Origin of the sequence: Pseudomonas sp. JUb42, from assembly GCF_024807945.1 — a bacterium.
Lineage (GTDB): Bacteria > Pseudomonadota > Gammaproteobacteria > Pseudomonadales > Pseudomonadaceae > Aquipseudomonas.
This window is the reverse complement of sequence record NZ_JANUFD010000020.1, coordinates 69,953-96,325: the sequence shown is the minus strand read 5'-3', so window position 1 is coordinate 96,325 and position 26,373 is coordinate 69,953. Positions and strand designations below refer to the sequence as shown.

At 60.7% G+C, this 26,373-nt stretch carries 36 protein-coding genes and 1 pseudogene; 33 read left to right on the top strand and 4 right to left on the bottom strand.

Annotated features, from left to right (window positions below):
• Nucleotides 1-8 precede the first annotated feature (8 nt).
• Genes M2401_RS30930 through M2401_RS30915 form a run of 4 tightly spaced genes read left to right on the top strand, consistent with a single transcriptional unit; the run spans nucleotide 9 to nucleotide 1,772 of the window.
• The gene (locus M2401_RS30930; protein WP_259109828.1) at nucleotides 9-263 is read left to right on the top strand and encodes a hypothetical protein; all 255 of its coding nucleotides are present in this window, start codon (nucleotides 9-11) and stop codon (nucleotides 261-263) included.
• A complete protein-coding gene (locus M2401_RS30925; RefSeq protein WP_259109827.1) occupies nucleotides 256-1,263 on the top strand; it encodes a hypothetical protein in 1,008 nt (335 codons plus the stop codon). The genes M2401_RS30930 and M2401_RS30925 overlap by 8 nt, the downstream gene beginning before the upstream one ends.
• A 12-nt stretch (nucleotides 1,264-1,275) precedes the next feature.
• A complete protein-coding gene (locus M2401_RS30920) occupies nucleotides 1,276-1,497 on the top strand; it encodes a hypothetical protein (RefSeq protein ID WP_259109824.1) in 222 nt (73 codons plus the stop codon).
• Nucleotides 1,494-1,772: a hypothetical protein gene (locus tag M2401_RS30915; protein WP_259109822.1), complete on the top strand. Its 279-nt coding sequence runs from the start codon at nucleotides 1,494-1,496 to the stop codon at nucleotides 1,770-1,772. Before M2401_RS30920 ends, M2401_RS30915 begins: the two co-directional genes overlap by 4 nt.
• A 64-nt stretch (nucleotides 1,773-1,836) precedes the next feature.
• Here M2401_RS30915 and M2401_RS30910 read toward each other — a convergent pair whose 3' ends face one another.
• Nucleotides 1,837-2,676 carry a S24 family peptidase gene (locus M2401_RS30910; protein ID WP_259109819.1) on the bottom strand — a complete coding sequence of 280 codons (840 nt, stop codon included), beginning with the start codon at nucleotides 2,674-2,676 and terminating at the stop codon, nucleotides 1,837-1,839.
• 28 nt (nucleotides 2,677-2,704) lie between these two features.
• On the opposite strand from M2401_RS30910, the gene M2401_RS30905 reads away from it, so the two are divergent.
• From M2401_RS30905 to M2401_RS30895, 3 genes are read left to right on the top strand one after another with little or no spacing between them, the layout of a single operon-like run.
• Nucleotides 2,705-2,929, top strand: a complete 225-nt coding sequence (locus M2401_RS30905; protein ID WP_259109817.1) for a Cro/CI family transcriptional regulator — start codon at nucleotides 2,705-2,707, stop codon at nucleotides 2,927-2,929.
• Nucleotides 2,926-3,546, top strand: coding sequence for a hypothetical protein (locus M2401_RS30900; RefSeq protein ID WP_259109814.1), 621 nt, complete (start codon nucleotides 2,926-2,928; stop codon nucleotides 3,544-3,546). The genes M2401_RS30905 and M2401_RS30900 overlap by 4 nt, the downstream gene beginning before the upstream one ends.
• A gap of 5 nt (nucleotides 3,547-3,551) precedes the next feature.
• A complete protein-coding gene (locus M2401_RS30895) occupies nucleotides 3,552-4,454 on the top strand; it encodes a hypothetical protein (RefSeq protein WP_259109812.1) in 903 nt (300 codons plus the stop codon).
• A 667-nt stretch (nucleotides 4,455-5,121) separates the two neighbouring features.
• Here M2401_RS30895 and M2401_RS30890 read toward each other — a convergent pair.
• The 3 genes from M2401_RS30890 to M2401_RS30880 all read right to left on the bottom strand — a co-directional run bounded on the left by M2401_RS30890 (nucleotide 5,122) and on the right by M2401_RS30880 (nucleotide 8,301).
• Nucleotides 5,122-5,382 carry an ogr/Delta-like zinc finger family protein gene (locus tag M2401_RS30890; protein WP_259109809.1) on the bottom strand — a complete coding sequence of 87 codons (261 nt, stop codon included), beginning with the start codon at nucleotides 5,380-5,382 and terminating at the stop codon, nucleotides 5,122-5,124.
• 74 nt (nucleotides 5,383-5,456) lie between these two features.
• The gene (locus tag M2401_RS30885) at nucleotides 5,457-6,398 is read right to left on the bottom strand and encodes a phage portal protein (protein WP_259109954.1); all 942 of its coding nucleotides are present in this window, start codon (nucleotides 6,396-6,398) and stop codon (nucleotides 5,457-5,459) included.
• Complete coding sequence (locus M2401_RS30880) at nucleotides 6,295-8,301, bottom strand: terminase large subunit domain-containing protein (protein WP_259109806.1); 2,007 nt, start codon at nucleotides 8,299-8,301, stop codon at nucleotides 6,295-6,297. Before M2401_RS30880 ends, M2401_RS30885 begins: the two co-directional genes overlap by 104 nt.
• 156 nt (nucleotides 8,302-8,457) lie before the next feature.
• On the opposite strand from M2401_RS30880, the gene M2401_RS30875 reads away from it, so the two are divergent.
• The 26 genes and pseudogenes from M2401_RS30875 to M2401_RS30750 all read left to right on the top strand — a co-directional run bounded on the left by M2401_RS30875 (nucleotide 8,458) and on the right by M2401_RS30750 (nucleotide 26,339).
• Nucleotides 8,458-9,390 carry a GPO family capsid scaffolding protein gene (locus M2401_RS30875; protein WP_259109804.1) on the top strand — a complete coding sequence of 311 codons (933 nt, stop codon included), beginning with the start codon at nucleotides 8,458-8,460 and terminating at the stop codon, nucleotides 9,388-9,390.
• Nucleotide 9,391: 1 nt separating this feature from the next.
• The gene (locus M2401_RS30870; RefSeq protein WP_259109801.1) at nucleotides 9,392-10,414 is read left to right on the top strand and encodes a phage major capsid protein, P2 family; all 1,023 of its coding nucleotides are present in this window, start codon (nucleotides 9,392-9,394) and stop codon (nucleotides 10,412-10,414) included.
• Nucleotides 10,411-11,202 carry a phage terminase small subunit gene (gene gpM, locus M2401_RS30865; RefSeq protein ID WP_259109798.1) on the top strand — a complete coding sequence of 264 codons (792 nt, stop codon included), beginning with the start codon at nucleotides 10,411-10,413 and terminating at the stop codon, nucleotides 11,200-11,202. Before M2401_RS30870 ends, gpM begins: the two co-directional genes overlap by 4 nt.
• Before the next feature lie 96 nt (nucleotides 11,203-11,298).
• Entirely contained in the window at nucleotides 11,299-11,763 is a 465-nt protein-coding gene (locus tag M2401_RS30860) for a head completion/stabilization protein (RefSeq protein WP_259109796.1), read from the top strand.
• Nucleotides 11,760-12,206 carry a phage tail protein gene (locus M2401_RS30855; RefSeq protein WP_259109794.1) on the top strand — a complete coding sequence of 149 codons (447 nt, stop codon included), beginning with the start codon at nucleotides 11,760-11,762 and terminating at the stop codon, nucleotides 12,204-12,206. Before M2401_RS30860 ends, M2401_RS30855 begins: the two co-directional genes overlap by 4 nt.
• Nucleotides 12,193-12,873: a phage virion morphogenesis protein gene (locus M2401_RS30850; RefSeq protein ID WP_259109793.1), complete on the top strand. Its 681-nt coding sequence runs from the start codon at nucleotides 12,193-12,195 to the stop codon at nucleotides 12,871-12,873. Before M2401_RS30855 ends, M2401_RS30850 begins: the two co-directional genes overlap by 14 nt.
• A 9-nt stretch (nucleotides 12,874-12,882) precedes the next feature.
• Nucleotides 12,883-14,001 carry a DUF2586 domain-containing protein gene (locus M2401_RS30845; RefSeq protein WP_259109791.1) on the top strand — a complete coding sequence of 373 codons (1,119 nt, stop codon included), beginning with the start codon at nucleotides 12,883-12,885 and terminating at the stop codon, nucleotides 13,999-14,001.
• Between the two features lie 3 nt (nucleotides 14,002-14,004).
• Nucleotides 14,005-14,457, top strand: a complete 453-nt coding sequence (locus M2401_RS30840) for a DUF2597 family protein (RefSeq protein WP_259109790.1) — start codon at nucleotides 14,005-14,007, stop codon at nucleotides 14,455-14,457.
• On the top strand, nucleotides 14,457-14,666 hold the full coding sequence (locus M2401_RS30835; protein ID WP_259109788.1) for a TraR/DksA family transcriptional regulator: 210 nt from the start codon (nucleotides 14,457-14,459) through the stop codon (nucleotides 14,664-14,666). Before M2401_RS30840 ends, M2401_RS30835 begins: the two co-directional genes overlap by 1 nt.
• Nucleotides 14,666-14,872, top strand: coding sequence for a hypothetical protein (locus tag M2401_RS30830; RefSeq protein WP_259109787.1), 207 nt, complete (start codon nucleotides 14,666-14,668; stop codon nucleotides 14,870-14,872). The genes M2401_RS30835 and M2401_RS30830 overlap by 1 nt, the downstream gene beginning before the upstream one ends.
• Complete coding sequence (locus tag M2401_RS30825; RefSeq protein WP_259109785.1) at nucleotides 14,869-15,396, top strand: lysozyme; 528 nt, start codon at nucleotides 14,869-14,871, stop codon at nucleotides 15,394-15,396. The genes M2401_RS30830 and M2401_RS30825 overlap by 4 nt, the downstream gene beginning before the upstream one ends.
• The gene (locus M2401_RS30820) at nucleotides 15,393-15,878 is read left to right on the top strand and encodes a lysis protein (protein ID WP_259109783.1); all 486 of its coding nucleotides are present in this window, start codon (nucleotides 15,393-15,395) and stop codon (nucleotides 15,876-15,878) included. The genes M2401_RS30825 and M2401_RS30820 overlap by 4 nt, the downstream gene beginning before the upstream one ends.
• Nucleotides 15,879-15,903: 25 nt before the next feature.
• Nucleotides 15,904-16,206, top strand: a complete 303-nt coding sequence (locus tag M2401_RS30815) for a putative phage tail assembly chaperone (protein ID WP_259109781.1) — start codon at nucleotides 15,904-15,906, stop codon at nucleotides 16,204-16,206.
• 20 nt (nucleotides 16,207-16,226) lie between these two features.
• Entirely contained in the window at nucleotides 16,227-16,370 is a 144-nt protein-coding gene (locus M2401_RS30810; RefSeq protein WP_409034012.1) for a DUF6890 family protein, read from the top strand.
• Between the two features lie 6 nt (nucleotides 16,371-16,376).
• Complete coding sequence (locus tag M2401_RS30805) at nucleotides 16,377-18,407, top strand: phage tail tape measure protein (RefSeq protein WP_259109779.1); 2,031 nt, start codon at nucleotides 16,377-16,379, stop codon at nucleotides 18,405-18,407.
• Nucleotides 18,404-18,721: a DUF2590 family protein gene (locus M2401_RS30800; RefSeq protein ID WP_259109777.1), complete on the top strand. Its 318-nt coding sequence runs from the start codon at nucleotides 18,404-18,406 to the stop codon at nucleotides 18,719-18,721. The genes M2401_RS30805 and M2401_RS30800 overlap by 4 nt, the downstream gene beginning before the upstream one ends.
• Nucleotides 18,718-19,893 (top strand): baseplate J/gp47 family protein, encoded by a 1,176-nt coding sequence (locus M2401_RS30795; protein ID WP_259109775.1) that lies wholly within the window; start codon nucleotides 18,718-18,720, stop codon nucleotides 19,891-19,893. Before M2401_RS30800 ends, M2401_RS30795 begins: the two co-directional genes overlap by 4 nt.
• Nucleotides 19,886-20,410, top strand: coding sequence for a phage tail protein (locus M2401_RS30790; RefSeq protein ID WP_259109773.1), 525 nt, complete (start codon nucleotides 19,886-19,888; stop codon nucleotides 20,408-20,410). Before M2401_RS30795 ends, M2401_RS30790 begins: the two co-directional genes overlap by 8 nt.
• Before the next feature lie 10 nt (nucleotides 20,411-20,420).
• A pseudogene (locus M2401_RS30785) lies at nucleotides 20,421-21,251 on the top strand (phage tail protein); the annotation flags it as partial.
• Between the two features lie 102 nt (nucleotides 21,252-21,353).
• A complete protein-coding gene (locus M2401_RS30780) occupies nucleotides 21,354-21,656 on the top strand; it encodes a hypothetical protein (RefSeq protein WP_259109771.1) in 303 nt (100 codons plus the stop codon).
• Nucleotides 21,657-21,658: 2 nt separating this feature from the next.
• The gene (locus tag M2401_RS30775; RefSeq protein WP_259109769.1) at nucleotides 21,659-22,813 is read left to right on the top strand and encodes a hypothetical protein; all 1,155 of its coding nucleotides are present in this window, start codon (nucleotides 21,659-21,661) and stop codon (nucleotides 22,811-22,813) included.
• Complete coding sequence (locus M2401_RS30770; RefSeq protein WP_259109767.1) at nucleotides 22,813-23,217, top strand: hypothetical protein; 405 nt, start codon at nucleotides 22,813-22,815, stop codon at nucleotides 23,215-23,217. The genes M2401_RS30775 and M2401_RS30770 overlap by 1 nt, the downstream gene beginning before the upstream one ends.
• Nucleotides 23,214-24,155, top strand: coding sequence for a hypothetical protein (locus M2401_RS30765; RefSeq protein WP_259109765.1), 942 nt, complete (start codon nucleotides 23,214-23,216; stop codon nucleotides 24,153-24,155). Before M2401_RS30770 ends, M2401_RS30765 begins: the two co-directional genes overlap by 4 nt.
• Nucleotides 24,152-24,685, top strand: a complete 534-nt coding sequence (locus M2401_RS30760) for a DNA-binding protein (RefSeq protein WP_259109763.1) — start codon at nucleotides 24,152-24,154, stop codon at nucleotides 24,683-24,685. The genes M2401_RS30765 and M2401_RS30760 overlap by 4 nt, the downstream gene beginning before the upstream one ends.
• Nucleotides 24,682-25,380 (top strand): hypothetical protein, encoded by a 699-nt coding sequence (locus M2401_RS30755; protein WP_259109761.1) that lies wholly within the window; start codon nucleotides 24,682-24,684, stop codon nucleotides 25,378-25,380. Before M2401_RS30760 ends, M2401_RS30755 begins: the two co-directional genes overlap by 4 nt.
• On the top strand, nucleotides 25,365-26,339 hold the full coding sequence (locus M2401_RS30750; protein ID WP_259109759.1) for a hypothetical protein: 975 nt from the start codon (nucleotides 25,365-25,367) through the stop codon (nucleotides 26,337-26,339). The genes M2401_RS30755 and M2401_RS30750 overlap by 16 nt, the downstream gene beginning before the upstream one ends.
• The last annotated feature ends 34 nt before the right edge of the window (nucleotides 26,340-26,373 follow it).

Here is a 26,373-nt window from a genome sequence, read left to right as displayed (position 1 = left end):
GGGTATTTATGAATACCTCTCAGTACCTCGTAATTCTGGGCGGAATGGCAGCGTGTCAGATCATCGCCATGGCGTTGCCCTACTGGATGGGACTACAGGCTGGACGCACATCGCTGGCTCTACTGCAGGGCGAGATCGAACAGTTGCGACAGCAGCTGTCGGTGAGGAGCGAAGTTGTAGTGGTCTTTGACGTTGAGGGCACCTACTCCGTGGGCGACGCCGCCCTGATCAAGCAAAATTCTCAAGGAGTGAGCTATGTCTAAGGACATCATTAACCAGCGTTCGCGTTCGGTATTGCTCGTCATTGCATTATCACTATCTAGCGTTACTGCGTTATCGGTTGGCATGACTATGTCAGCATTGATCAGTGACCCGTTACTGGCGGTTGTTTTTGCTGCTGCTGCTGTGCTCCTGGATTTATATAAGTATTTGGCCTGGCCAATTGCATTGGGCATGCTGGCCGGAGGCAAACGTGCCTACGCCGTGATGATGATCGTTTCGGCTCTGATCCTCGGCACAGTTTCTGCCTGGGCCACTTATGACAGATTGCTGACTTCGATCGTCTCGGGCCAGGCGCGTCACCAGGCTGTCAGTGACCAGCGAGTTGTCGATTTGCAAGCTGTCAGGGTGGATGGAGTTCGCCAGCTAGAAGCGCTTGATAATGAAACTCGCTCGATCGGTGACCAGGCGCGACAATTGCGCGAGCGTGGCATCGTAAGCAAAGCTCAGGAGCTGGAAGCAACCGCACTGTCGCGCATTGCTGGCCAACGCGAACAGGTGCTGCAAAGGCTCGATAGGGCATCTGTCGAGCTGACAGAGCTCCGGTCAAGGCCTCTAACCTCAGCAGGGTTATCAGAGTGGCTGGCCATAGTGTTATGTGCTGGTTTCGCTGTCGCTCTTGAGGCGGTACCAGCCCTCATTGGCTCCGCAATTCGGATGGGTGCGATTTCCGAACGCCCGTTGCTCACGGCCACCTCTGCGGAAGCCAAAGTGCTGGCAACAGCAACAGCTGTTGTTGAGCCAATAACAGTCCAAGCGATACCAGCACCAGGCGAGCAACAAGATCTGTTCGGATCACCTGATGGTGCGCTCATGCAGACCTTACTTGGCATCACACGGGCAACAGCACCGGGTACGCCAATATCTCTACGAGACTTCACAGCAGCTGCAAAGGTGGGGAATCGAAGAGCGATGAAGCTATTCCGGGCAGCGCTCGATCTCGGCGAACTTAGAAAAACTACAGCTGGCTATGTTACGGCTTAAGGAGAAGCGACTATGACAATCACCATCACTATTTCAGAACAAGATTCGCGGCTTCTTAACTCAAGCATAGTTGGTTACAGAAGCGCAAACGCTGACATGGACAACGCGATTGAGTCCGAGAACTGGTGCGCAATTAACACGGCCCAGGACAATCGCTCGCTACACGCCAATACCATTGCGTTGATCATAAATAAACATACAGATGCAGTCGCAGAACAAGGGGCAAAGGCATGATTGGTATTCCGAAGACGGGAACACTCGAAAACGGTCGTATCGCTGCCAATGTGACCAGCGGCTATAAGATCACGACTGCTGACGGCCGGCCTGCACGGCTGGCGATCATCGACGAAGAAGGCAATGTCGTTGACTCTGGGGACGCGGTAGCCCGCGAAACGTGGAATGTATGTATCGCTGTGATCAAGAATTTTAAGATAGGGCAGGGGCATATCGTGGTTCATAGTGCGCCACCAGGGTTGGTGACGCATGATAGGCCGAAATCGCTTGCCTAGCCCAAATCAAAAGATTTCTAAAAAAGTTACCTGGTCAATTATATGGAGCTGGCTCACGGCGGCGCTACATACCGGTAATTTTTGCATCAATCGCCCGGCCGATGATTTCCCAGCTTTCATCCAGCACCACAGGTTGGTAGCTGGGGTTCAGCGGTACCAAGTAGGCGACCCCTGTGTCTAAAACATATTGTTTGAAAGTGGTTTCTTCAGTTTCCGCGTTGTAAGCGACGTAGAACTTTCCACTGACCAGGTCGAAGCCTTCGGGACGAATCAGAATCGGTGTCCCTTCCGGGAAGGTCGGGGTGGAGTGGGATGTCATGGACGTACCCTTAACCTCCAACCAGTAACCTTTAGGCCCCGCATTTTCGGTAGAGCTAAGCCATACATCTGCAATCCCGGTCGGGTAACTGGCAGATGATTGAACCCCACGACCCGCATCAACCCAACTTATTAATGGGTACTCCCTTGCCTCCCTGTGAGGCTGAGGCATTGGCCTCACGTTTGAGTTATCGGTTGTTGCCGAGAGATCTGCAATCACCGCAGCCAATCGCGGGCTGAATTTCTCGACTGGCTCGCCCAGCAGTTTCGCGAGCGCGGAAGCGAAATTCACGTTCAGTGCATTCACGCCGCTCAGGTAATGCGCCACAGCAGCGGGGCTGACGCCGAGTGCATCTGCAATTTTTCGCTTATTGAGTTTCAGCTCATTTTTTTTGGAGAGGTACAGCTCGTTGGCCGCTTGGCACTCAGCGAGTAGCACTGGATCGAGGGGATTTTTCTTGGTCATGGGGACGAATGATAAACCGGAGGTTAACTTTTTAGGCTTACCTGCGGGGTTGTCGTAACTTACGGTTACGATACCTGCGGTATCGTTTTGCTTGCAGATAAGATTACTTGCGGTTAACATTTCTGAATCCAGTCAGAGACGACCTGTCATGAATCAAATCCAATTGCCCGATCTGGTCGCAAAGATCGGTCAGGCAACGGTTGCTGAGGCATTTGGCATTACCCCAGCAGCTGTCCATAAAGCTGTGCGATCCGGTCGAAATATCATCGTCACGGTGCATGAGGACGGCAGTTATTCAGCGCAGGAATTGAGACCATTCCCGCATCACAAGCCGAGCACTGACGTGCAGGCTAAGTGCGGTACGCTGGTATGAACACGTCCAGCCCAAGACAACCCACCATCTCCCGCGACCAGGTCCTGGTCGCTCATGCCGCCGAGATGATCGCCCGAACAGGGTTCAGCCAGGACGACTTCGCCCAGGCGCTCAGTAAGAACCTGCACCAGCAGATTCCGGAAAAGGCAGTCAGCAAGGACGTGCCCGATTTCGATAAGTTGGCCGGCACCAACAATACCGCGGCATTTCTCAAAGCCTCCGGCGCCTGGTTGCGCCGTGTGTGCCGTTGGCTCAGCGGGGAAGTGGATCTGCCGTGCTGGATCGAGGAGGCGTGGGTTGACGCGCTTACCGATGATTTCCATGAACGTTGCGTCAACGAGCTGGCCAGCCGGCACGGACTCACCGGCGCCCGGGCGCTGCAGGGCGATGCTAACCCTGTGGGCGTGTTCGGCTCATTGGTTGCGCGCCTGGGCAATACCGTTGCCCTGGGAAGCGAGATCCTGGCTGACGGTCGCATCGACATTGATGACCTGCAGCAGCTACCCGATTTCGTCGACCGCCTTCGGTCGGTAGAGGCGCGCTGCAGTGAACTGCGATCGCGTGCCGAGGATGTGCTCGACCGAGCGGAAAGACCCGTTTTGCACCAGGTGAACTAGCGCAAGTGACTTCCCTGGATAAGGACATCCCGCCGCGAAATAATCGCAAGGCCGGCCCCGCAAAGGGTCGGCCTACTGCTGTCGACAAGAAAAAGCCGCATGCCGGCTTATATGCGCCGATCCGCCCGGATCGGTACCGCGACAAACGCTCCCTAAGCGCTGATCAGCGCAAGAATCCGCTGCTGCGCATGGCCTACCATCGCTTGAGCCAGATCGGCGAGTTGCGCGGTAAGTACTTGCGAGAGCTGGACACCATTCACGGAGGCCGGCGCACCAGGTCCGAAAAATTTGCGGCGCTTGCCAGGTCATCCGAACAAATGCTGCTACGCATGGATCTGGCCACGGGCGTGCTGGGCTGGCTCGACGTAGAACGTGGCCAGTACTTTTTGAACACGCAGTGCAACATCGCAGAGGACTGCGGCATGTCCCCCTCGTCGTTCAATCGACTCCTCCACAGCATGCAATTGGCTGACTACGTGTATCTGCGCACGGAGCGGGTCAGGCTGGAGGAAAAGGACGAGGCGGGACTCAATCTGGTGCGCACCCGTGTCCTGGTAAGGTTCACTGAGAAGTTCTTCGCGGACCTTGGCGTGCGGTGGCTTTGGCATCGAGCGAAGAAGGCTGCGATCAAGAAGCGTGAACGTGAACTGCGCCAGATCGGCGACATGCGCGTTGCGCGGCAGGAGCGGGCTTCGTTAGAAGAGTTGCGCCGGCAGGAGTCTCGAGCCAATTGGGAGCGTAGCCAACGGCGGGAGACAGCCCACAGCCAGTTACAATCCGTCAATGTTCATGAAGGCAGGCACGGGCACCCAGAGCCGCCCAGAGAGCCTGACAGAGGCCCTATGACGCCCGACCAGCTCATGGCCAGCGTCCTGGCTAAAAACGGCAAAACACCTCCCTCGAAATAATCGCATCCCCTGCGAGGTCAGCTCATGGCTGGCCGTCAAGAAATCCATATTTCCCTTCATCTGTTCAGCTGTCGTACAGGCAAATCGCCACATGTGCGCCCACTATTCGGCGTGTTTATGCGTCGACGCCGGCGGCGCGCCCGGACGTCCAGGAAGCATTTGAATTAAATGGAATTTTAAGTCCCACTCAGTAACCCCTTCGGGTAATAAAAGAGACTTTCGGTGTGTACTGACAGTCCTGTGTGTTGTGTACCAATGATGCCTTCGCCCAAGGGCTCAGCTCGCTTCGCTCAATTCTCCAGAGGATCGCGGGCTGCGCGCCCGCACCTGCGGCAGGGCGGCGCCCTGCACCCAATGCTGGCACTCCTGCACGCGGTGCCGGGGTCCATCGGCCCCAAAAGCGGTAATCGGGCGCGCCTGGGCGTTGCGTTGCGTCGTCTGGCGGCGAGCGCGGGCGGGCGCGGTGTCACTGCTGAAATTTCTTGGGGCGAGGTTGTCGGACTACCGGCCGCTGCGCGGGTTCCGCCGCGCCATATCCGGTGTACGTCAGGTGGGGTAGTGCGGGCGGCTTGTATGCCTGCGGTGCAGGCATGACGGCGGGGGGCTTACGATAGAGTAGAGGGCAGAGACTGGCGGGTAGGGAGGGCGCTTCGGAAGGGTTGCGATGTTATGCGACGGCTTGTTTCCCCAACTGGTCGAACAGTTCGCGCTGTTGAGCCGGCGGCAGATCTCGCAGGCGATCGAACAGCAACACGTCCAGTTGCTGCGCCGATGGTCTGAGCGTGTGCGAGAACGTGAGGTTTGCGACCCAGGTATGGCCGCATTTTGCGTCCAGGCACTGGCAATATAGTTTCACGAACGCCTTGGTCAGTTCTTCCCGCGAACTGATTCTTCCTTTGCTTCCGCATGTCGTGCAGTAGATCCGCATAGCTCCCTCCCAAGGCGTTTCGTTGTGGCATCATTTTGCCATGTTTTTTAGGTGAAAATCTTGCAGTTGTATGTTTATACAGTTGTTTCAACTTGTTTCGGCGGCTCTATCCAGTTGATATGCCTGTCAGGTCGTAGGGTGTCATTAACCTGGTTGAACAGCTGGCAGATCGGCCGGATCTCGTTGTTGGTGTACACCTGGTCAATCTTCACGATGTCGCCAAAGCCGGCGACGTTCTCCGGGATGATCCCGGCCAGGGCGGGGTTCATTCGCCAGGCTGCAATCACATCGTTGCGGGTGATGTTCTTGACCTTCTCCAGCTCGTCCTTGGCCTGGAAGTCACCGACCGGGATGATCTGAATCGCTTTCTCACTGCCGCCCGGAATGTTGACGAACATCGAGCGGAAGTTGCCCACGCCCTTTGCGTCGGCGATCTGTGCCTGCAAGTGGTCTTCGTCCTCCTGGCTCATGTTCGGGTCGTTGGAATAGAAGATGTAACCAACGTGAGCGCCGTTGCTGTAGTAGCGCCGGCGGAACAGCGTGGCGGCTTCGTTCAGCAGTAGCGCCTGCAGGCCGCCCAGGTAGTCGGGCACGCCGTAGATCTCCTGTTCCACGTCGTAGTTGTAGATGTGCTCGATCTCGTCCTGGTCGAAGTCCTCGTACTTGCCGTCGCGCAGTAGCATCCGGAAACCGCCGTCCAGCTTCACGCGCATGTTGATCGCGGGCAGGTGCTGCAGCTCGAGAACCTGGCCAAACGCATTACGTTTGCGCAGCAGGTAGGTCTCGCCGAACACTACATAGTCCAGGGCTGCCCGGCTCATGGTCTGCATCGAGAAGCCTGCAGACGGAATGAACTCACGCAGAATCAGGTTGCGCTTGAACGGCGGGATCGCGCCGTGGTGCGCATTCGCCTTAAGCAGCTTGGCCAACCCGGGGCGCGACACCGGTGGCGTATAGATCTGCGCGTCGTGGCTGGCGAACACGCCCAGGTACTGCCCGATGTTTTCGGTCAGCACGGCCTCGGGCGCGCCGAACGTGAATGAACGCATTGGCCCCTTGGGCGCGTGCGCCGGCGTGGTTGCCTGCTTTTGGTGACGTTTGGGCATGGGTACCTGGTCCGCTGGTGACGTAGCGGCTGCGCCGCTGCTTGTTGATGTTCAAGGGTTCGTTGGCCAGGGCGTGCATGATTGCCCAGGCAACGTCCGCGTGGCCGGTGGCCTCGGTGCGCGAGGCGCTGTAGGTGATCTGGCCGCTGCTGGTGGTGCCGCGCTTGATCGTCAGGAAGGCCTGGGCAATGTCGTTCCAGCCGGCGTCCCACTCCAGCCGGCGGCCGGTGATGGTGTCCTGGGCTTTGAGCACAAGGGCGTTCTTGGCTTCCAGGCTGTAGTGGATGGCAGTCGCACGCGGGTAGAAGTCGCGCACCAGGTCGAACACCCCGTAGCCGATGCCCGTGGTGTCGATGCCGATGTGCTGCACGTTGAAGCGTTCCACCAGCTTTTTGACCTGGGCTGCCTGGTGCGTGAACGACGTCCCGCGCCAGCTGTGCTTCTCCAGAATCCGGAACTTCGCCCCGGGTTCGAGTGGCGGCGCAATAACGACGCAGGTGGCATCGTCGCGGGTACGGCTTGGGTCGTAGCCGATCCAGACCGGGCTGTTGCCGTAAGGGCGCGGGTCGTCGGGATCGTAGTCGGTCCACAGCGACAGATCGGAATAGCAGCGCTCCAGATCGCCCAGGGAAAAGGCGCTCTGCGTACTGTCGATGAATTTGCACATGAACAGCTGCTGGAACTTGTCGTCGTCGTACTCCAGCTGCAGCTGCTCGAGGTCGAACAGCTCGCAGCCGCCGGCAATGGCATCCAGGATTGTGATGACCTTGCGCCATTGGCCGTCCGGACAGAGCGCGCCACCGGTGTACTGGGCAGCACCTGGCCAAGGATCGCGGGCTTTCTTGCGCTTGCTGTTGCGGAACGTCTCGCCGGTCCAGAACGGATAGGCCTGGTGCGTGACCGCGCTGGGCGTGGAAAAGTAGGTCTTGCGCCACTTCTTGTGGGTGGCCATCGCCGACGCCACGGTGTTCAGCTTCTCGAAGTCGCGGATCCAGAAATATTCGTCGATGTAGACGTGGCCATGGTGACCCTGGGCGGTGCTGCTGTTGGTGCTCAGGAAACGCAGTTCGGCCCAAGGCTGGCCGTCTTTACTGAGCACGATCGGGTTACCGGTCAGCTCCAGGCCGAACCACTCCATGGCAAACGAAATAATGTAGCTGCGGAAGATCTCGGACTGGGCGCGGCTCGCCGATAGGAACACCTGGTTATCGCCGGTCAGCACGGCATCCATGAAGGCTTCGCCGGCAAAGTAGTAGGTCAGGCCCACCTGGCGCGACTTGAGGATGTTCCGGATCCGGGCGGTTAGCGGGTTCTGTTTGGCGGCGAACAGCTCTTTCTGGTAGCCGAACATCTTGCTGATGAACTTATCCAGGAAGTCGACTTCGGTCAGTCCAGCAATGTCGTTCTTGCTCTTCTTTTCCTTCTTGCGGTCCCCGCGCTCGCGCCGCTCGCCACGGTCACGGCGCTTTCCCTCGTCGCGTTGGCCATCTCCTGCAGGTGGCGTATCAGTCGGCGCCGGCGACGGCTTGGCGCATTGCTTCGCCAGGCGCTCGCGCATGGGGATCAAGCGGTCCAGCTCGTCCAACTCGCCCTTGGTCAGCGTGTCGGTTTTCTCTAGGAGAAGGGTGATGCGCCGGCTGCAGGCTGTGAGCGGCTCTTCCTCCGTCAACATCTCGTCCCAGAGTCCCTGACGGATCCAGTAATAGATAACGCGCTTGTGCGGCAGCTTCAGTTGCGTCTGGATTTCCTTCACGGAACAGCGACGCAAATAAAGGCGTTTAGCGGCTTCTTTGACTTCTTTGGCGTAGTTCATGGCCGCAGTCTATGCGGCGAAAACGCGGAAAACGTGTGGAGAAAATCCGGGTTCGTCCTAGATATCGAAAATAGGAGAAGGGCAAAACCTAACCGTTTGTTTGGAGGTGGCCACGTCCCTATCTTGGGGCCTCACATCACCGATTGAGCGCAGTACATGCCCCGTTCCCTTGTCTCCTATTGGAAGCGCGTAGCCACCAGCGGCCCCACCGTCGACGGCCGCGAGATCCTGCCCCAGGAGCTGCGCGACATGGCCGAGACCTATGCCCTGTCGAAGTACACCGCCGTGATCTGGGCGGAGCATGAGCGCTGGTATGGCTCGCACGGAACGGTGTTTGCGCTGCGCCTGGTTGAAGAGGCCGATGACCTGGAGCCCGGGCAGGTTGCCCTGGAAGCCCAACTGAAGCCTAACGACAAACTGCTTTGGCTCAACGACCAAGGCGAAAAGCTGTTTACCAGCGTGGAGATCACTCCGAACTTCGCCAACTCCGGCAAAGCCTACCTAACCGGCCTAGCCGTCACTGACTCGCCCGCCAGCCTGGGCACTCAAGAACTCTACTTCTCCGCCAAAACCAGTAAGGCCGCGTTCTTCGCGTCCCCGATCGAGCTGGGCCGTCTGCGTGAAACCGAGCCTGAAGCGGCGCTGGGCAAGTTCGCGGCCATGTTCGCCCAACTCTTCAAACGCTTCGCTGCAGATGAGCAGCAAGCGGGCGGGTCTTCCGACTCGCCCGATACCTCTACCGAGAGCAAACCCCCAATGGATGAAGCTACAGCTAAGGCGCTCCAGAGCCTGGTTGCCCAATTGCTGGTCGTAGCGGCCGGCGTCCAAACCATCATTGATGGTGCGGCCGAAGTCGCACCGGTCGTTGACCAAGCTCCAGTTGCCGACGTGCAAGCAGCTGTCGACGGCATTGTCTCCACCGCCGAGGAAGATAAGCAGTTGAGCCGTCAGAGTGCCGGCAACCAGGCATTGGCGGCCAGCGTCGCCCGCATCGAAAAGCAGTTCAACGATCTGTTGAATACCTCTAACGGTCGCGCTGTGCCACGTACTACCGGCACTCTGGCCCCTGAAAAGCGTCGGGTGCTCTGACATGGCCTATTCACTGAGTGCGTACGGCGCGCAAATGTTCGCCGAAATGCAGGCCGCCATGGCCGAGACCTACGGCGTCACGCTGGCTTCCAAGACGTTCAGCGTTGAACCCTCGATCGCCCAGGAACTTAACGAAGCCATCACGGCGCAGGCCGATTTCCTTGAGCGTATCAACGTCATCGGCGTGGACGAGATCAAGGGTCAGAAAGTGTTCCTGGGCACTACTGGGCCGGTCACTGGGCGTACCAACACCAAGACCACGGATCGTCTGGCCAAAGATGCATCGGACCTCAGCGATGACACTTACGAGCTGTTTTCCACCGAGTCCGACGTAAGCCTGGCTTACGCGAAAATTGACGCCTGGGCCAAGTTCCCCGACTTCCATGTGCGTTATTCCGCAGCGGTGCAAAAGCAGATCGCGCTGGATCGCATCATGATCGGCTTCCACGGTATCCAAGCCGCCGCGCAAACAGACATTACCCTGTATCCGTTGCTCCAGGACGTGAACAAGGGCTGGCTGCAGATCGCCCGGGAGCAGATCCCACAACAGGTGCTCAAGGAAGGCAAGGTCGCTGGCAAGGTCACCATGGGCCCGGACGGCGACTACGAAAACCTCGACAGCCTGGTGCATGACACCAAGCAGATGGTTGACGAGCGTGTTCGTGATGGCGGCGATCTGATCGCAATCATTGGTTCCGACCTGCTGGCGGCTGACAAGGCCAAGCTGTACGCCAACCAGGCTGGCAAGCCGACCGAAAAAGAGCGCATTGAAAGCCAGCAAGTCATCGCTACCTACGGCGGCCTGCCGGCGTTCAGCGTCCCGCACTTCCCGGCTAATGCCGTGGTGGTCACCAGCTTTGACAACCTGTCGATCTACTACCAGGCCTCCAGCTGGCGCAAGCAGACCATCGACAACCCGAAACGCAGCCGCGTCGAGGACTTCAACAGCCGCAACGAAGGTTACGTGATCGAGCAGCTGGAAAAGTTCGCCCTGACCGAAAACGTCGAAGTGGTGGCCGCGTGAGCCTGGCACTGGCGCACAAGCGCCGCGTGATCGCCCAAGGCTCAGCGGCCGCGTCCGCCAGTGCCGAGCCCGCTGCCTATTCGCCTGGCGCTGCCTTGAACAGCCCGGCCAACGCGCAGAAGCACCTGAAACTGATGGAAGTGGCGTTGGCGGGTGACCTCGATCGCCTGCACCAGTTGAACAGTCTGGACCAGCGTCAGCAGCTCAAGCGTTCCGAGCTGCTGCCCAAGTACCAGGAGTACGTGACCCGCTACCGCGAGTCGGGCCTGAACTTCCCCAACCAGGTGCTGATGTACGTCCTGGTCTGGCTGTTCGACACCGGCGAGTTTGTCGCCGGCCAGGAACTGGCGGACTTCGCCATGTCCCAGGGCCAGGAGCTGCCTGAGCGCTTCCGCCGTGACGTCCCGACCTTCGTGGCTGATGCCGTGATCGAGTGGGCCGAGGCCGAGCACAAGGCCGGTCGTAGCCCGGAACCGTATGTGTCGGATCTGCTGCCCCGGGTTGACGGCGAATGGAAGCTGTTCGAGCGGATCCCGGCGCGTTACCACCGGATGCTGGGTTTCCTGGCCATGGATCGCAAGGACTGGGTCCAGGCCGTCACGCACCTGGAACGGGCCGAGGCCCTTTACCCGGAAATCCGCGTCGAGACCCGCTTGAAAGGTGCCCGCAAGGCTCTGGCCAAGCAACTGGCCCAGGCCACCGACCCGACCGCTGAAACCGCTATGCAGCTGGATACAGCACTGCAGGCGAACGCTACCCAAGACAACGCCGGCAACGGCACCGAATAACCGACTACCCCCTGCAGGGAGCTGCCACGGAACGATCAGGTCATTTATGACCCCGGTCTGCCCCGAAGCCGCACCTGCCCTATTTGAGCGTCGAGCATGAGCGGCTTTTCAGGTAAACCCACCACCTTTGTGGAACAGGCAGTAGAGAACGACGGCTTTTGGCCCGACCTCTCCGTGTCTGAGTTCCAGAAGGCGTACCGCCTGCCGGCGGAATACCTGGTCGACATGCTGGCCGCTGACCTGACCATGGCCATGCACGAGGTAAACCTCGACCTGGCTACGTGTAAAGCGCGCTGGCAGGGCGCTGGAGTGTCAAGCGTTGAGTCTGCAGACACCACCGTCCTGCCGGAGCGCACCTTTAAAGTCGACCTGTACAAGCGCGCCGTCTACTGCCGCGCCAAGGCCAGCTTGCTGACCCAGTTCGCAACCGTCACCCGCCGCGACTCTGCCGAGAACACTGGCAAGGACCTGCCTGAGCGCTCCGACACCTTCCTGGCGTTCAGTCAGCAAGCCGTGCGAGCTATCCAGGGTCGCGGCCGCATCACGGCGAAGCTGCTGTGATCAAGCTCCGGGCGTTAACCGCCTACCTGATCGGTCGCCAACTGGTGGCCACCGAGCAGCTCGACAGCTGGACCGACAACGTTCAGGTCGACCTGATCTGGAAGCCCGACGAAAAGGGCATGTACATGGGCGACCTGAACTACACCGCGACGATCTCGTTTGAGCGCTTCGCCGACAGCCCGGCGCGACTGATCGCCCTGGTGGGCAGTTGGCTGGAAGCGAACGACGAAGACCGCGAGGACCTGGCCGCGCCGACCTTTGCCATTGACATGCTCGATGATGACCTGGCTGACGTCGACCTGACCCTGCAGTTCTGCGAACCGCAGTACCTGGCCGAGGATCCTGCAGGCGAAATCGAGGTGTACGGCAAGACCTGGTCGGCCGTTCCGTTTGAACTGTGGGTCGCCGAGAGCGGCGAGGTAGTGCGCCATGACAGCGTCTAGTCCGCTCAGCCTCGACATTCGCGGCCTGCTGGGCGCCGAGGAGCTGCTCGCCCTGATGGAGCTGCCACCGGTGAAACGCCGGCGTCTGCTGAACAACGTCAGCAAGCGCGTGCGCAGCTTGAGCCGTGGCCGCGTGCGCAACCAGGAGAACCTGGACGGTTCGTCGTTCGCCCCGCGCAAGGACACCACCAAGTCCAAGAAGAAGATGGAAACCGGCCTGGCCAAGCTGCTCGATGTCGTGAAGCTGACCGCCCAAGAGGCGGAACTCGGCTGGCGCAACCGCCTGACCCAGTACGTCGCCTCGCAACAGAACAACGGCGGCAGTGAGCGTGTCACCGCGCACCAGATGCGCGAGCTGAACAAGGTCCCGCCCGGTACCGCCGCCACGGAAAAGCAGGCCAAGCGCCTGCGCCAGCTCAACTACCGGATCCGCTTGCCCGGGAAGAAAAAGCCTTCCAAGCCCAGCGTGGCCTGGATTCAGCAAAACCTGGAATACACCAAGGCCGGTCTGTTGATCCGCGTCCTGGACACCGAACACAAAGCCTCAACCGGTAAGCAGGCCTGGAACATCCAGTTGCCTGCCCGCCAATTCCTGGGCGCGAGTGCCAGTGAGACCAGCCAACTGGTCAACCTGGTGCTGCGCCAAACCATCACATCCCCGCGATAGAGGCATCCCATGGCACTCGGCAGAGTCTCAGTCAATAACCAGAACCTCGGCCAAGGCACCGCCACCGAGGTCGAGCGTCTATTCCTGTTCATCGGACCAGGCGCCAAGAACATTGGCCAGGTCATCGCTCTCAACACTGAAAGCGATCTTGACGTCCAGCTGGGCATCCCGGCCAGCGACCTGAAAACCCAGATCATCGCCGCCCGGGCAAACGGCGGTGATCGCTGGAACGCCCTGGCCATGCCGATCGCGGCTGATGGTGCCTGGTCGGACGCCTTCACCTATGCCCAGCAACATGGCTACGACGTCGAAGCCGTGGTGATCACTAAACCGGTGACCACTGCTGTCGAGCTGGCCAGCATGAACGCCGCCGCTGTAGGTGTGCAGAACACCTATGGCCGGCGCCTGTTCATCATCGCGGCCACCGCCGGCATCGACAGTGCCACCGCTACCTGGGCCGAGTATCAGACGGCCCAGCGTGACCTGGTGGCCGGTCTTGTCGCTGATCGCGTGATTGCGGTCCCGCAGCTGCACGGCAACAACCTGGGCGTGCTGGCCGGGCGCCTGGCCAACGCGGCGGTCAGCATTGCCGACTCCCCGATGCGCGTGGCCACCGGTGCGCTGGTCGGCCTGGGCGACACCCCAGTCGACAAGGACAACGTACCTCTGCAATCGGCCACCAGCGCCGTGCTCGATGCCGCCCGGCTGTCAGTGACCCAGACCTATGCCGGTTACCCGGGCATGTACTGGGCCGACGCCAACATGCTGGTCGCTCCTGGTTCCGACGCCGACGTGATCGAGTATCTGCGTGTGCTCGATAAGGCAGCCCGCCGCGTGCGCGTGCTGCTGATCCAGCGCATCGGCGATCGCCGCCTGAACAGCTCGTCCGCCAGCATGGAAGTGAACCGTACCGCGCTGATGGCACCGCTGCGCCAGATGGCCAAGTCCACGAAGGTCGGCGCCAACATCTTCCCTGGCGAGATCGAGCAACCCGGGAAGGACTCGATCACGTTGGCCTGGACCAGCAAAACCGCAGTCGTCGCCTACCTGACCCTGCGCCCCCTCAACTGCCCGAAAGACATCACCGCCAACCTGGCGCTGGACCTTTCGCTGTCCGAAACGGAGTAACCCATGGCAGCAAAGATTGGCGGTAAGAATTTTGATATCTCCCTGGGCGACACCAAGATCCATTGCGAAGCCTGCACCCTGGATATCACCGACAACACCGCCGTGGCGCAAACCCGGGGCGTTCCCAACGGTCACGTCGACGGCGACGTAGCAGCGGCCGGTGAACTTGAGGTCGACATCACCAACTTCAAGCTGATCACCGAACAGGCAGGTACTGCCGGCAGTTTCCGCGAGCTGGAGCCGTTCGACATCGTGTTCTACGCCAAGGCCGGCGAGGAAGAAATCAAGTACGAGGCCTTCGGCTGCAAGCTCCGCGTGTCCAGCCTCCTAAGCCTGGACCCCAAGGGCGCCACCAAGTCCACGGTGAAGCTGCCTTTCGACGTGACGTCGCCGGACTTCATCAAGATCGATGACGTGCCTTACCTGGCGGCCAGCGAGATCGAGGACCTGACCTGATGGTTTGCCCGTTCGACCGCGCCCAGGCTTTGGAACAGCGTCAGCGTGACCAGGCCATCGCCGCCGCGCTGGCCCAGGTGCGTCCGTCCGGGCCCAGCCTCACCCATTGCGAGGACTGCGACAAGGCGATCCCCCAAGCGCGCCAGGCGCTGGGCGGCATGACTCGTTGTGTGCCTTGCCAGACCCTTATCGAAAAAGGATTCCGCTGATGAGCACGAATCAGGCTGCTCAGGACACAGCCATTGCATTGGTAAAGGCGTCACCGGCGATTGGCGTGGCTGCCACCGGTGCAACAGGCGCCGTTGACTGGTCGTCGGTCGCCTACATGCTGACTGCCTTCTACATGGTGCTGCAGATCCTGCTGCTGGTCCCCAAGTACCGGCAGATGCTGCGTGACTGGAAGGGCAAGGTATGAACCTGCGCGCCAAGATCGCAGCCGGCGCCCTGGTGCTGTGCAGCGGCACGCTTACGGCGTTCCTGGGCAGATGGGAAGGCACCGGCCAGAACGTCGTCTATGCCGACAAGTTGGCCCGGGGCCTCCCGAGCGTGTGCAAGGGCATTACGAAGCACACCAGCCCGTATCCCGTGGTTGTCGGCGACTACTGGTCTGACGCGCGCTGCGCCGAAGTCGAGCACCTGGTGATCAGCAAGGGCCAGCTCGAACTGGCGGACTGCATCACCAACCAGGCCGTAGGCCAGAACACGTTCGACGCCCTGACCAGCCATGGTCACAACGTCGGCAACCCGAACACATGCGCCAGCCGCTCGATGGGGCTGATCAACGTCGGCCGCATCGCCGAGGGCTGCAAAGCCCTGGCTTGGGCCCAGGACGGTAAAACGCCGGTCTGGGCCTATGTGACTGACGCCCAGGGCCGCAAGGTTTTTGTGCCAGGCCTGCACGCCCGGCGCTTGGCAGAAATGGAGCTGTGCCTGAAATGACCATCAGCCCGCTACGACTCGCCCTGGTGCTCCTGGTGGTCGGTCTTCTCGGCTGGACCTGGCTGGATCACGTCGCTGATCAACGGGATACCGCCCAGCGCGACTTGGACACCGCCACAAAGGAAGTGAATGGCCTGCGCGCCGCTGCAGTGCTGGCCGGCGAAATGCTCGCCGCCCGCGACCAGATCGACCAAAAACGCACCGAGGAACTGAACCATGAACGCGCTGAAAACGCGGCTCTGCACCGTGACGTTGACGCTGGCAATCAGCGGCTGCTCGTCCGTGCCACCTGCAGCCGCCCCGCAGTGTCCGCCAGTACCGGCGCCGGCCGCGTGGCTGATGCAGGAACCGCCGAACTCGCTGCAGACGCTCGACCGGATTATTTCACCCTCCGCGACGAACTCACCCTCAGCCGAAAAATGACCCTCGGCCTGCAGGACCACATCCGCCAGGTGTGCATGCGCACGCCGGCACAACCCTGAATCACCTCAAACCACGGAAAGCACCATGACCACCACAACCAATGACGCCGTACGCGAAATCACCCTGGAAGTCAGCGACCAGGAGTTCACTTTCAAGCTGGATCCGCAGGTCGTGACGAAGTACTTCAACTCGACCACCCAGGCCAACAAGGTCGCGCCGGCCAACAACCTGCTGGTCAATACCGTGCTGCAGGACCAGCGCGCCTCCCTGAAACCGTTCCTGGTCAACCCGGTCACCGTCATGGAACTGGCCGGCGCACTGCTGGAGGAATACGCGCCAAGCCTTGACGTGATCGTAAAAAAGTCCTCGAGCACGCTGATCGCCTAACCGAAGACGGCATGGGCCAGTTGGTGGCACTCACCACCCGCTGGCTCCCCGGTACCGAACTCACCATTGAAACAATGGGCACAGCCAAGTGGCTGGAGGACGAGCACTGGCGCCGCATGGAAATCGCCGTTGCCAATGGCATCGCTTACGCACTGAACGGATAACACTCAATGGCCGATCGCTCCGCCCGCCTGGCTTTCATTCTCAGCCTGACCGATAAGGTCAGCGCGCCGTTGGGCAAGGTGAAAACCACCTTCTCCGACCTGGCTGCTGCAGGTGAAGCCAACATCAAGCAGATGGGCCTCGGCCTGGGCGGCATGATCGGTGCGGCGAAGGGCATCACCGAGTCTCTGGAACCGGCGCTTGAGATGAACCGAGCGTTGGGCCAGGTCCGATCCCTTGACGTCGCCGGGGACGCCCTGGACGCACTGAACAAGAAGGCCCTGGCTTTCTCTGTCCAGTACGCCACCAGCGCGTCCGAGTTTGTAGAGTCCGCCTACAGCATTTCCGGGGCCATCAAGGGCCTGGCCGGCGACCAGTTGGCCACCTTCACCAACACGTCGAACCTGCTGGCCAAGGCCACCAAATCCGACGCCGAAACCATGGGCCAGTACGTCGGCACCATGTACAACGTGTTCAAGGCCGGCGCCGACGCCATGGGTAAGGACAAGTGGGTCGAACAGCTGGGCGGCCAGACCGCCACGGTCGTGAAGCTGTTCCGCACAGATGGCGCCCAGCTCAAAGACGCTTTCAAGGAGGTCGGAGCGATTGCGACGTCTTCCGGCATGAGCATTGCGGAGCAGTTCGCGGTGATCGGCACGCTCAGCAGCACCATGGAAGGCGGCGATGCCGGCGGCCGTTTGAAGGCCTTCTTTGAGAACGCCGCCAACGGCGCCAAGACCCTGGGCGTCAAGCTGACCGACGCCAAGGGCAACATGCTGCCCATCATGGACGTGCTGGCCAAGCTGCAGGGCAAATTGGGCGACCTCACCACCGCATCGGCTAACGCCAAGCTGCTGGCCGCATTCGGTGGCGAAGGCGCCCAGGTGATCGGCGCCTTGGCCAAGGACACCGACCGGTTGAAAAACGGGATCATGGAGCTGGGCAAAGTCCGCGGACTCGAGTCGGCAGAGAAAATGGCCCAGGCAATGGTCGATCCTTGGCAGCAATTCGGCGCCGCCGTGCAGGCGCTGCGCATATCGTTCGGCCAGGCGCTGATCCCGATCCTGACCCCACTGATGGAAAAGCTGGTGGCCATCGCGTCGACGCTGACCCGTTGGTCCCAGATGTTCCCCAACATTACCCGGGTCATGGGTATCACCACCTTGGTCGTCCTGGGTCTGATCGCTGCAATGTCCGCCATGACCCTGATCGTCGGTATGAGCAAAATGGTCTGGCTGTCGATGGTCACGATCTGGAAGGTGCTGACCTGGACCGGTTACCGCTCGATCGCCATGTTCCTCTACCACACGGTCATGATCGCCGCGTTCGTGGTCGGCATGGTGGCCATGTACACCTGGATGGGTGTGGTCCGGGGCGCCATGTTGCTCTGGCAAGGCGCTATCTGGCTGGTGAACGCTGCCATGTACGCCAACCCGATCGGGCTGATCATTGCCGGCGTCGTCGCCGCGATCGCCGTTATCGCCGCCGCCGTCTACTACTGGGACGACTGGACCAGCGCCCTGATGGATACGGCCGCGTTCCAGTGGGTCAGCGGGAAACTGCAGGCGCTCTCTGATTGGTTCGGCTCGATCGGCGGCTGGTCCGGCATGGCCAGCGCCGCGTGGGACGGCATCGTCAACATCTTCAAGTCAGCGATCAACAGCCTGATCGAGATGCTGAACAAAATCCCGGGCGTGCAGATCGACGCATCGTTTGGCGACATGCCCAAGGCGCCGGAGCTGCCCGGTATCTCTGCGCCGCTGGTCGCCACGCCGCAGATCCCGCAACTGGTAGCCGTGCCGTCCCTGGGCGAGCAGGCCGACCAGACCCGCGAGCGTATCACCGCCAACACCGCCAGCATTTCGCCGCTGCGCCCTAATGCTGTGCCGGCGGGCGGCCTGCTGCGCGCCATCCAGAACACCACCAACAACAACCAGACGCAACAAGGCATCCGTGTGGAAAACCTGACTATCAAGAACGACAAGCCGATGACCCCGCTGGAGCTGGAAAACATGGTCGGCATGGCGGTGAGCGGATGAGCGAGTACTTGGATCTGCTGATCGTCGACAACGACCTGGTGCTCGATCTCGGCCGACAGCCGGAATTAGTAGTCGATAGGGCCTGCATCGCCCAGGACATCGGCCACATGATCCGCGACAGCGGCCTGTTGGTCTCCCTTGTCGCCGAGCGCAGCAACCTGATCAAGCGCGACTACCGCCAGCAACTGGAGCTGCTGGTGGAAACCGACGTGCGCCTGGTACCGGGCACCGCCCGGGTGAAAGACCTGGGCAACGGCCAGTACCTGATCACCGCCAAAACCCTGCAGTTCGGTGACGTCGAGGTGATCCTATGAGCGATATCGACTTCAAACAGGCCCTGGCCGACTCCGGTATCCCGACAACCGACGCCGCGCTGCGCGCTGCCTGGGAAGCGGAAGTTACCGCCCAGGGCGCCACGGTGGCCAACACCTCGGCCTATTCGCCGTTCTGGCGCGTGGTCAGCGCCCTGGTCACCAAGCCGGTGCTGTGGATCCTGACCTTTTTCAGCGACACCGTGCTGCCCAACTTTTTCGTCAAGACCGCCGGTAAACAGTGGCTCGACACGCTGGCCTGGGCCGTGAACATCGCTCGCAAGGGCGAGAGCAAGGCGATCGGCACTGTTCTATTCACGCGCTCCGGATCCTCGGGCGTGCTGCAGCTGCCCGCCGGCACCGTCGTGCAGTCGACGCCGATCAACGGCAATGTGTACCAGCTGCTAACCAGCGCGACCGCGCAGTTCGCTGACGGACAGACCACGGTCCTGGTGCCGGTGATCGCCGCCCTGGCCGGCAGTGGGCACAACCTGGCCCCGGGTTATTACGGCGTGCTGCCGACACCGATCGCCGGCGTCATCGCCGTCACCAACCCGGAAGGCTGGCTGACAACACCAGGCGCAGACGACGAGCCCGACGACGAGCTGCGCCTGCGCGTGCGCAACCAGTTCAGCGCCGTGAACCAGTGGCACACCGACGCTGTATACCGGGCGCTGATCTCTGCGTTCCAGGGCGTGCAGCCCAATGGCGTGTATTTCGAACATGGGGCCCCGCGTGGTCCCGGTACCGCCAATGCCTACGTGCTGTTTGAGGCCGATGTGCCGGCGCAATCGTACCTGGTGCAGATCAACAGCAAGATCATGGACGAGGGCAATCATGGCCACGGCGACGATCTCCTGGTGATGGTGATCCCGGAGACGCAGAACGATATCGCCATGGCGCTGTGGCCTAAATCGACCCTCACAGCGGCCGAGCGCGACACCTTGAAGGCCAACGTCGAGCTGTTCATTCGCGCCGCGTTCCGCGAGAGCACCGACAGCGACTATCAGCCAACCCTGACCTATCCGCAGTCGCGCTTTTCATTCAGCCGCCTGGGTGAGGAGCTGCACCAGCAGTTCCCCGGCATCGACTCGTTGCGCTTCACCAACAGCGACATCGTGTCCGAGCTGACCATTCCCCGTATCCACACGCTGCAGGTGACCTTCGGTGATTAAGCTCGAACTGCCTTTTTGGCTCGATGCCGGTGAGCTGGCCAAGCTCAAGGCCAGCGCACAGGCCTGGTGGGAAAACGTCGAGGGCTGGCTGCAGTGGCCGCTCCTGCAGCTGGACCCGGAGACCTGCCACCTGACCGTGCTGGACCTGATGGCCTGGCAGCGCGACATCACCCGATTCAGCGGCGAACCCGAGAGCCTGTACCGCCTGCGCGTGAAGTACGCCTTCGTCAACGCAGTGGACGCCGGCAGCACTGCAGGCCTTAAACGCATCCTGGTGCGCCTGGGCGTCGGCTACATCGAGATCGAGGAGCGCATGCCGGATCGGGACTGGGACGTGATCCTGCTGCGCCTCTCTGACTCGCAGCTATCGCAGAACCCCGAGCTGCTACGAATCATTGTCCAGCAGTACGGCCGCACCTGCCGCCGCTATGACTTCGTGACCATCACCCGCGTGTCCATGCATGTGGCCATCGCTGACTTTAATGACGATCAGCAAACACTGATCGCCACCCTGTAGGAGCCAACCCATGGCTGCCAGTATCACGTTTGCCGGCGAATCGCTGATTGCACAGAAGCAAGCCGCCAACCTGCCGTTGAACATCACCCATTTCATTTTCGCCAATGTGCCCGGGCTGGACACGGCCGGCGCGGTCGATCGGGCGGCCGCGAAGCCGCCTGCAGGCCAGATCGTCTACAGCTCTGCGATTCCGTCCTGGGCCGCTGGCTACGTCAATCCCAACCAGGTGGTGTACAGCGCCCAGGTGGGCAGCGACGTCGGCGACTGGGACTACAACTGGATCGGCCTGGAGTCCGACGGCGGTGTGCTGTTCGCCGTGTCGTATGTGCCGGTGCAGCAGAAGCGCCGCAACATCCCGCCGCTGCAGACGGGAAACAACATTACACGCAACTTCCTGGTGGCCTTCGACGGGGCCCAGGCGCTGACCGGCCTGACGGTCGACGCCAGCACCTGGCAGCACGATTTCACGGTGCGCCTGGTTGGCATCGATCAACGCGAGCGCCTGAGCAACCGCGATATTTACGGCCGAGCGGCGTTCTTCGATACCGCGTTGCTCCTGGAGAAGGTGGCCGGCGCTTACCAGGTCGCCCCGGGTATTGCCTACGGCGAAGGCATCCGGATTGAAAACGCCTCACATGTGATTGTCGCGCCGCCGTCCTTCCCGACCACGGTTTATCTTGACTGCGCCCTGGAGCGCCAGCTCAACGACGTGGTGGCCACCTGGAAGATCGTTTTCGGTACCGGCCTGGTCGACTACCTGGACAGCGTGGCGACCCAGCATTACGTCGTGCCGATCGCACACCTGCCCAATGCAAACACCATCGTGGATCTGCGCACTGTTGTGAAGCTGGGCACCAACGGTAGCGGCCTAGCTGAACAGATCCAGCTGGCCACACCCAAGCGCTCCCACCTCTATTACTTCGCTCAATTTTAAGGACCTGTCATGCCCGCATTCTTTGGGTCTGCGTTGCTTGTTCCCAACGCGACCACTCTGATTTACGAACACACCGGCGCCGCCCCGATCACGGCGAATATCCGGATGGCCAACCAGAACAATGATGACGTCAAGTATTGGGTCTGGATCGGGCCTAACGCCACGCCCGACAAATGCATCACCCCAGGCGTGACCGTCGATGGGAACGCGCCCTGGGAGGACACCGCCATGCGCATGGATCCTGGGGAGAAGATCTGGGCCATGGCCACCAAGGGCAATGTGTCGGTGCGTGCATTCGGGGCGGAGGATTAACCATGGGTTTTGCAACTACCAGATCATCGTCCAGCACCAACGCCGGCAACGTTCCGATTGGCGGATATGCCGACGTATTTACTTCGGGTGCCAACTTCAAACTGGTCGGCAGCGTGATTTCACGCGCCCTGTATCCGGACATGTCCAACGCCTATCCCAGGGCCGGCGCAATCAACGCGGTTAACTCAGGGCCGATGCCCGCCAACCAGGCGTGGGTCTCTACTGCTTATGGAGCGGGTGTGCATGTGGCGGTGGGAGCATCAAACGGAACGACAGCCGCATTCAGCGAAGATGCCAAAACTTGGTATTTCATGCAGATGCCGATTCTACTCTCGTATCGCACTGTTGCATTCGGGGCTGATTTATTTGTCGCAATGGGTACTGAAACTGGATCTGCGACGACGTCCTTTGCTACGTCTAAAGACGGTGTTAACTGGACGGCCAGGACATTCCAGCTTCCTTACCTGGTGTCGTCGCTCATCTACTCGAAAGAGCTTTCATTGTTTGTCGCTTCTTGCGGCTACAGCCCGTATTCGACTAGCCCCCAGACCACGTTACTGACGTCCGTTGATGGTTTGGTTTGGAAACCCGTACAGGTGCCCAGCAAGCTCTGGACCTCTGTAGCCTCTGGGCCTAAAGGTATTGCGGTCATTTCGACTGACAGCACTGAGTCCGGCTCGTCCATCTGCTTGAGTTCGGCCGATGGGATCACGTTTACCCAACGGGCCATGCCGCCCGGCCACTGGATGTCGGTCACGCAGGGGAAAGGCGTCTATGTGGCTGTCGGATATAAACAAAGTACCAGTATCACAATCCCGATCATTGCCACTTCCACCGACTTGGAAACGTGGACACTTCGAAACATGCCTGTTTCATCGACTGCAGCTGGGCCCGGTTGCGTCGCCTTCGGGGATTCAGTTTTTGTGGCGATCTGGAACGCTATAACACTCGTGTCCTATGACGGTCTTGTATGGATTCAGAAGACCTCTCTGATGAGCCAGCCCCCGCCTAATCAGATCGGCTACAAAGATGGGGTTTTGATCATTGGCTACAGCTCAAGCCAATCGACAGTGCTTAACGTCACGTTGGAAAACCTCACAGACTCTAACTGGATGTACTTGAGCGGCACGGCTGGCAAATATCTGAGGGTCAAATAATGACGGTTCTCTATCTATTTGATGACAAGGGCTACCTGTACGGCCTTCATCAGGGCAACAGCGTGATTGAAAATTCAACCACGAAAGCGCCGATTTACACCGAAGGCTTTACGCCTCAGTACCAGGACGGCGCCTGGATCGATCAAAGCGTGCCGACCATCGTTACCCGGGTAACGCGGCTGGAATTCAAAGAGCTTTTCACCAGCGCCGAGCGCGTGGCCATCAAGAAGGCCCGCGCCATTGATGACCTGGTGGAGGACTTCTTCTCGATTGCCGAGGATCCAGACTCTACGGGCGTGGATCTGACGCTACCGTCCACCGAAAGCGTACTGTTTCACCTGGAGGGGCTGGGGATCCTGACCGAGGAACGCCACCAGCAGATCCTGGCAGGTGTCCCGCAATGATCCCGCTCAACTGGATGCCAGTCGCCATGCAGTGGCCCGAGGAGGCCACCGGCTGGATGAGCACGCTGGACGAGGCCAAGGACATGGCAGCGGCCGACCTGCAGAGCACAGCCGATCGCCTGAGCGGCATTGCAGATCTCGTTACCACCGACCTGAGCCTGATCGGCGATATCGCCAAGGGCGCCGTGGCGATCGGCCGCGAAGCCTTGGACGGCCAATTTGGCGAGATCCCGCGCTGTATCACCGTGACACCGTTTCAGTCCGGGGTTGGCGAGAGCAACGGATATCAGTGCTCGCTTTCGGCGCCGGGCGTGGTCCAGCGCCTGGCCGACAAGCTGCAGGACAGCTCAGACCCCAACCGCCCGGACGGCGACGATCAGCACGCGGTCGTTGTCCTGTTCCTGGGCACGCAATACGACGGAATGTCGAGCCTGTTGGGCAAGTTCAATGCCCTGATGCCGATCGGCGACCTGCAGCGCGCCGAGCGTCGAGCACAGAACCTGGTGCAGCTGGAAACCGAGAAGTGGCAGATCCCAGCTGCAGGGGAGCAACCGCGCTGGTTTACCGCGCCGATGGAGCGCTGCACCGTGCTGCGCGAAGCCAGCCAGGCGTTCAACACCCAGTTGGCCAACCTGGAGGCCTACGCCGCCAACAGCTCACCGCTCAGCGACCTGGCCGAACTGGCCCAGCGCAAGGCCGAGCAAGTGCTCGAGCAGTCCGATCGGCTCACCGCGCTGCGTGACGTGCTCAACAGCGGTACGGACAACGCCGGCATGCAGGCCCGCATGATCGGGCCGGGCGACACCGCCGAGCTGCGTAAGCAGCTGCTCGAGGAGGACGACAGCACGCCCGGGCACGAATGGGTCATGTCCTCGGGCGTCATGTTCGTGGGCTCGCTCAAGGGGCTGAGCTTTGTAAAGGAGATGATGGGCCTATGACGTTGCTCCTGGACGGAATCCAGATCCGTGGCCACAGCATCAAGCTGACGGGCAATCTGCGCATTGAAAGCGACGACATGTCAGGGCAGACCAGCGCCACCGACTCGGCCGATAAGGGTTTCAAGCCTAAAACGCTGACCGTCGCGATGAAAATCAAATACAAGGACTCGGCGGACCTGGCCAGCCTTATGAGCATGGCGGAGGCGACGGAAAGCGGTGGCCAGCGCAAGACCTATCGGGTGGTCAGCGACACGGCCGAGGCCTTCGGCGTGCGCCAGGCGCAGTTCAGCGAGAGCGTGAGCGCCCGGGAAGACGACACGCTGTCGCAGTGGATTATCCAGTTCACCCTGGCTGAGAAGCTGTCTAACCCCGAGAAAACCGAGCAGCGCCGGGCCGCCAACGGCACCAACAGCCAGGCCGCCCCAGGCGACAGCGTGGCAAGCGGGGGTACCGGTGGCGAGCCGGAGCTGACCGGCTTTGAGAACGTGCTCAAGAAGGTGGACGGCTGGCTGGGCGGTGACAAGAAATGAGCATGAAACTGCACCAGGTACTGGCTATTGCTGGCACCGTCTACCCAATGATCAAAGACGATGTGCGCCTCGATCTAAAAAGCCCAGGACGGGCTGTTTTTACGATTAAGGCCGATGCCGCGGTAAAAGGCCTGGTTACCCTGGACATCGGCTACAACGACAGCACGCTGCAGCGGCATTTCCTCGGCTACGTCGAGCGCTGCACCACCACCAACCGCACGGAACAGGTGGTCGCCTGCCGCGAGCTGGCCGGGATCCTGGCCAACCCGCTGCCGATGAACCTGCGTCACGTCGACATGCGCCAGGTTCTGGCCGAGGTCAGCAACCAGACCGGCCTGTCGTTCAAGGTGCCCGACCAGGACTACACCCGGGTAAAGGCACCTTTCTTCTATAGCCTGGCGTCCGGATACCTGGCCCTGGACAGCCTGGCCAAGGTCTACGGCATTCCCGACTTCATCTGGCAGCAGCAGGGCAATGGCGAAGTGTTCGCCGGCAGTTGGACGGATAGCTTCTTTGGCGCCCGATCTGCGCTGCAGCTGCCGCTGGAACTCTTCAACGACTACCAGGGCAACCAGAGCGCAGTTATTGCTGCGCTTCCCGGGTTGCGCCCTGGTGCATCAATCAACAATGGCGAGCGCGTCACCAGCGTGGCCCTCGCCGGCACACAGATGGCCATCAAATGGACGACGCAGTAAAACGCAGCGTAGAGCGGCAATTCCCGGAGCTGTCCGGCCAATACCACCTGCCCAGGTTCGCCCAGGTGGTGGCCGTCGCGGATCCGCCGGCGGACGCGGGCATGTGCGATGACTTCCGGCCGCGTTACGCGGTCGACCTGCAGGTGCTGACCCCGGACGGTATGCCCGACTCAAGTATGCCGCTGCTGCCCGGTGTGCCGTTGCCGGTACCGACCGGCGGTGACGAAATGGGCATGTACGCCTTCCCGCACGAAGGAACCCGGGTTGTGGTGTGCTTTGCTTATGGCCTGCCGCACTGCCCGTATATCCAAACGATCCTGCCGCACGGCCTGAGCCTGCCCAAGGTGCCAAAGGGCGATCACGTCTGGCAGCACAGCGACGTGGCCCAGCAGCGCGTCGACGCGGCCGGCAACTGGACCCGTACCACCGATGGCAAGATCAGCGACCAGTCCTTGGTACGCCAGGTCGATAGCGGCACCAACCAGGAGAAGTACCAGAGCCACGACCAGGACGTGGCCACCCACTCGACGGAACAGGTCGGCGGCATCAAACGTATCGACGCCTTGGGCGCGCTCAAGCTGAATTCCGCCGGCACTGCCACGCTGGCCGCCCTGGACGACATGCACCAGGCCACCGGCCGCGATCTCAACCTGGTGGTGGGCAAGAAGCACAACGCCGCTGTGGGTGGCGACATGTCCGAGCGGATCCAGGGCCTGCGCGAGAGCATCGCTAAAGAGAGCCAACGCCTGCAGGCGCCTAAAAGCTGGGTAGGGTCGGCGAACGTCAATATATTCAAGGTCGTGTGCGACCTAATCGACCTGGTGGAGCAGATGAACACGCAGATCGCTTTGCATGTGCATCCTCAGCTTGGTTCACCGCCTGCTAACGCTGCTGCATTCACCGCTGATGCGGCCAAAGCTGCGTTAATGTCACTAAAGGTTAGTCAAATCACACTCTGAAATTTTATCTGCATGTGGTTCACCTGCGACTACA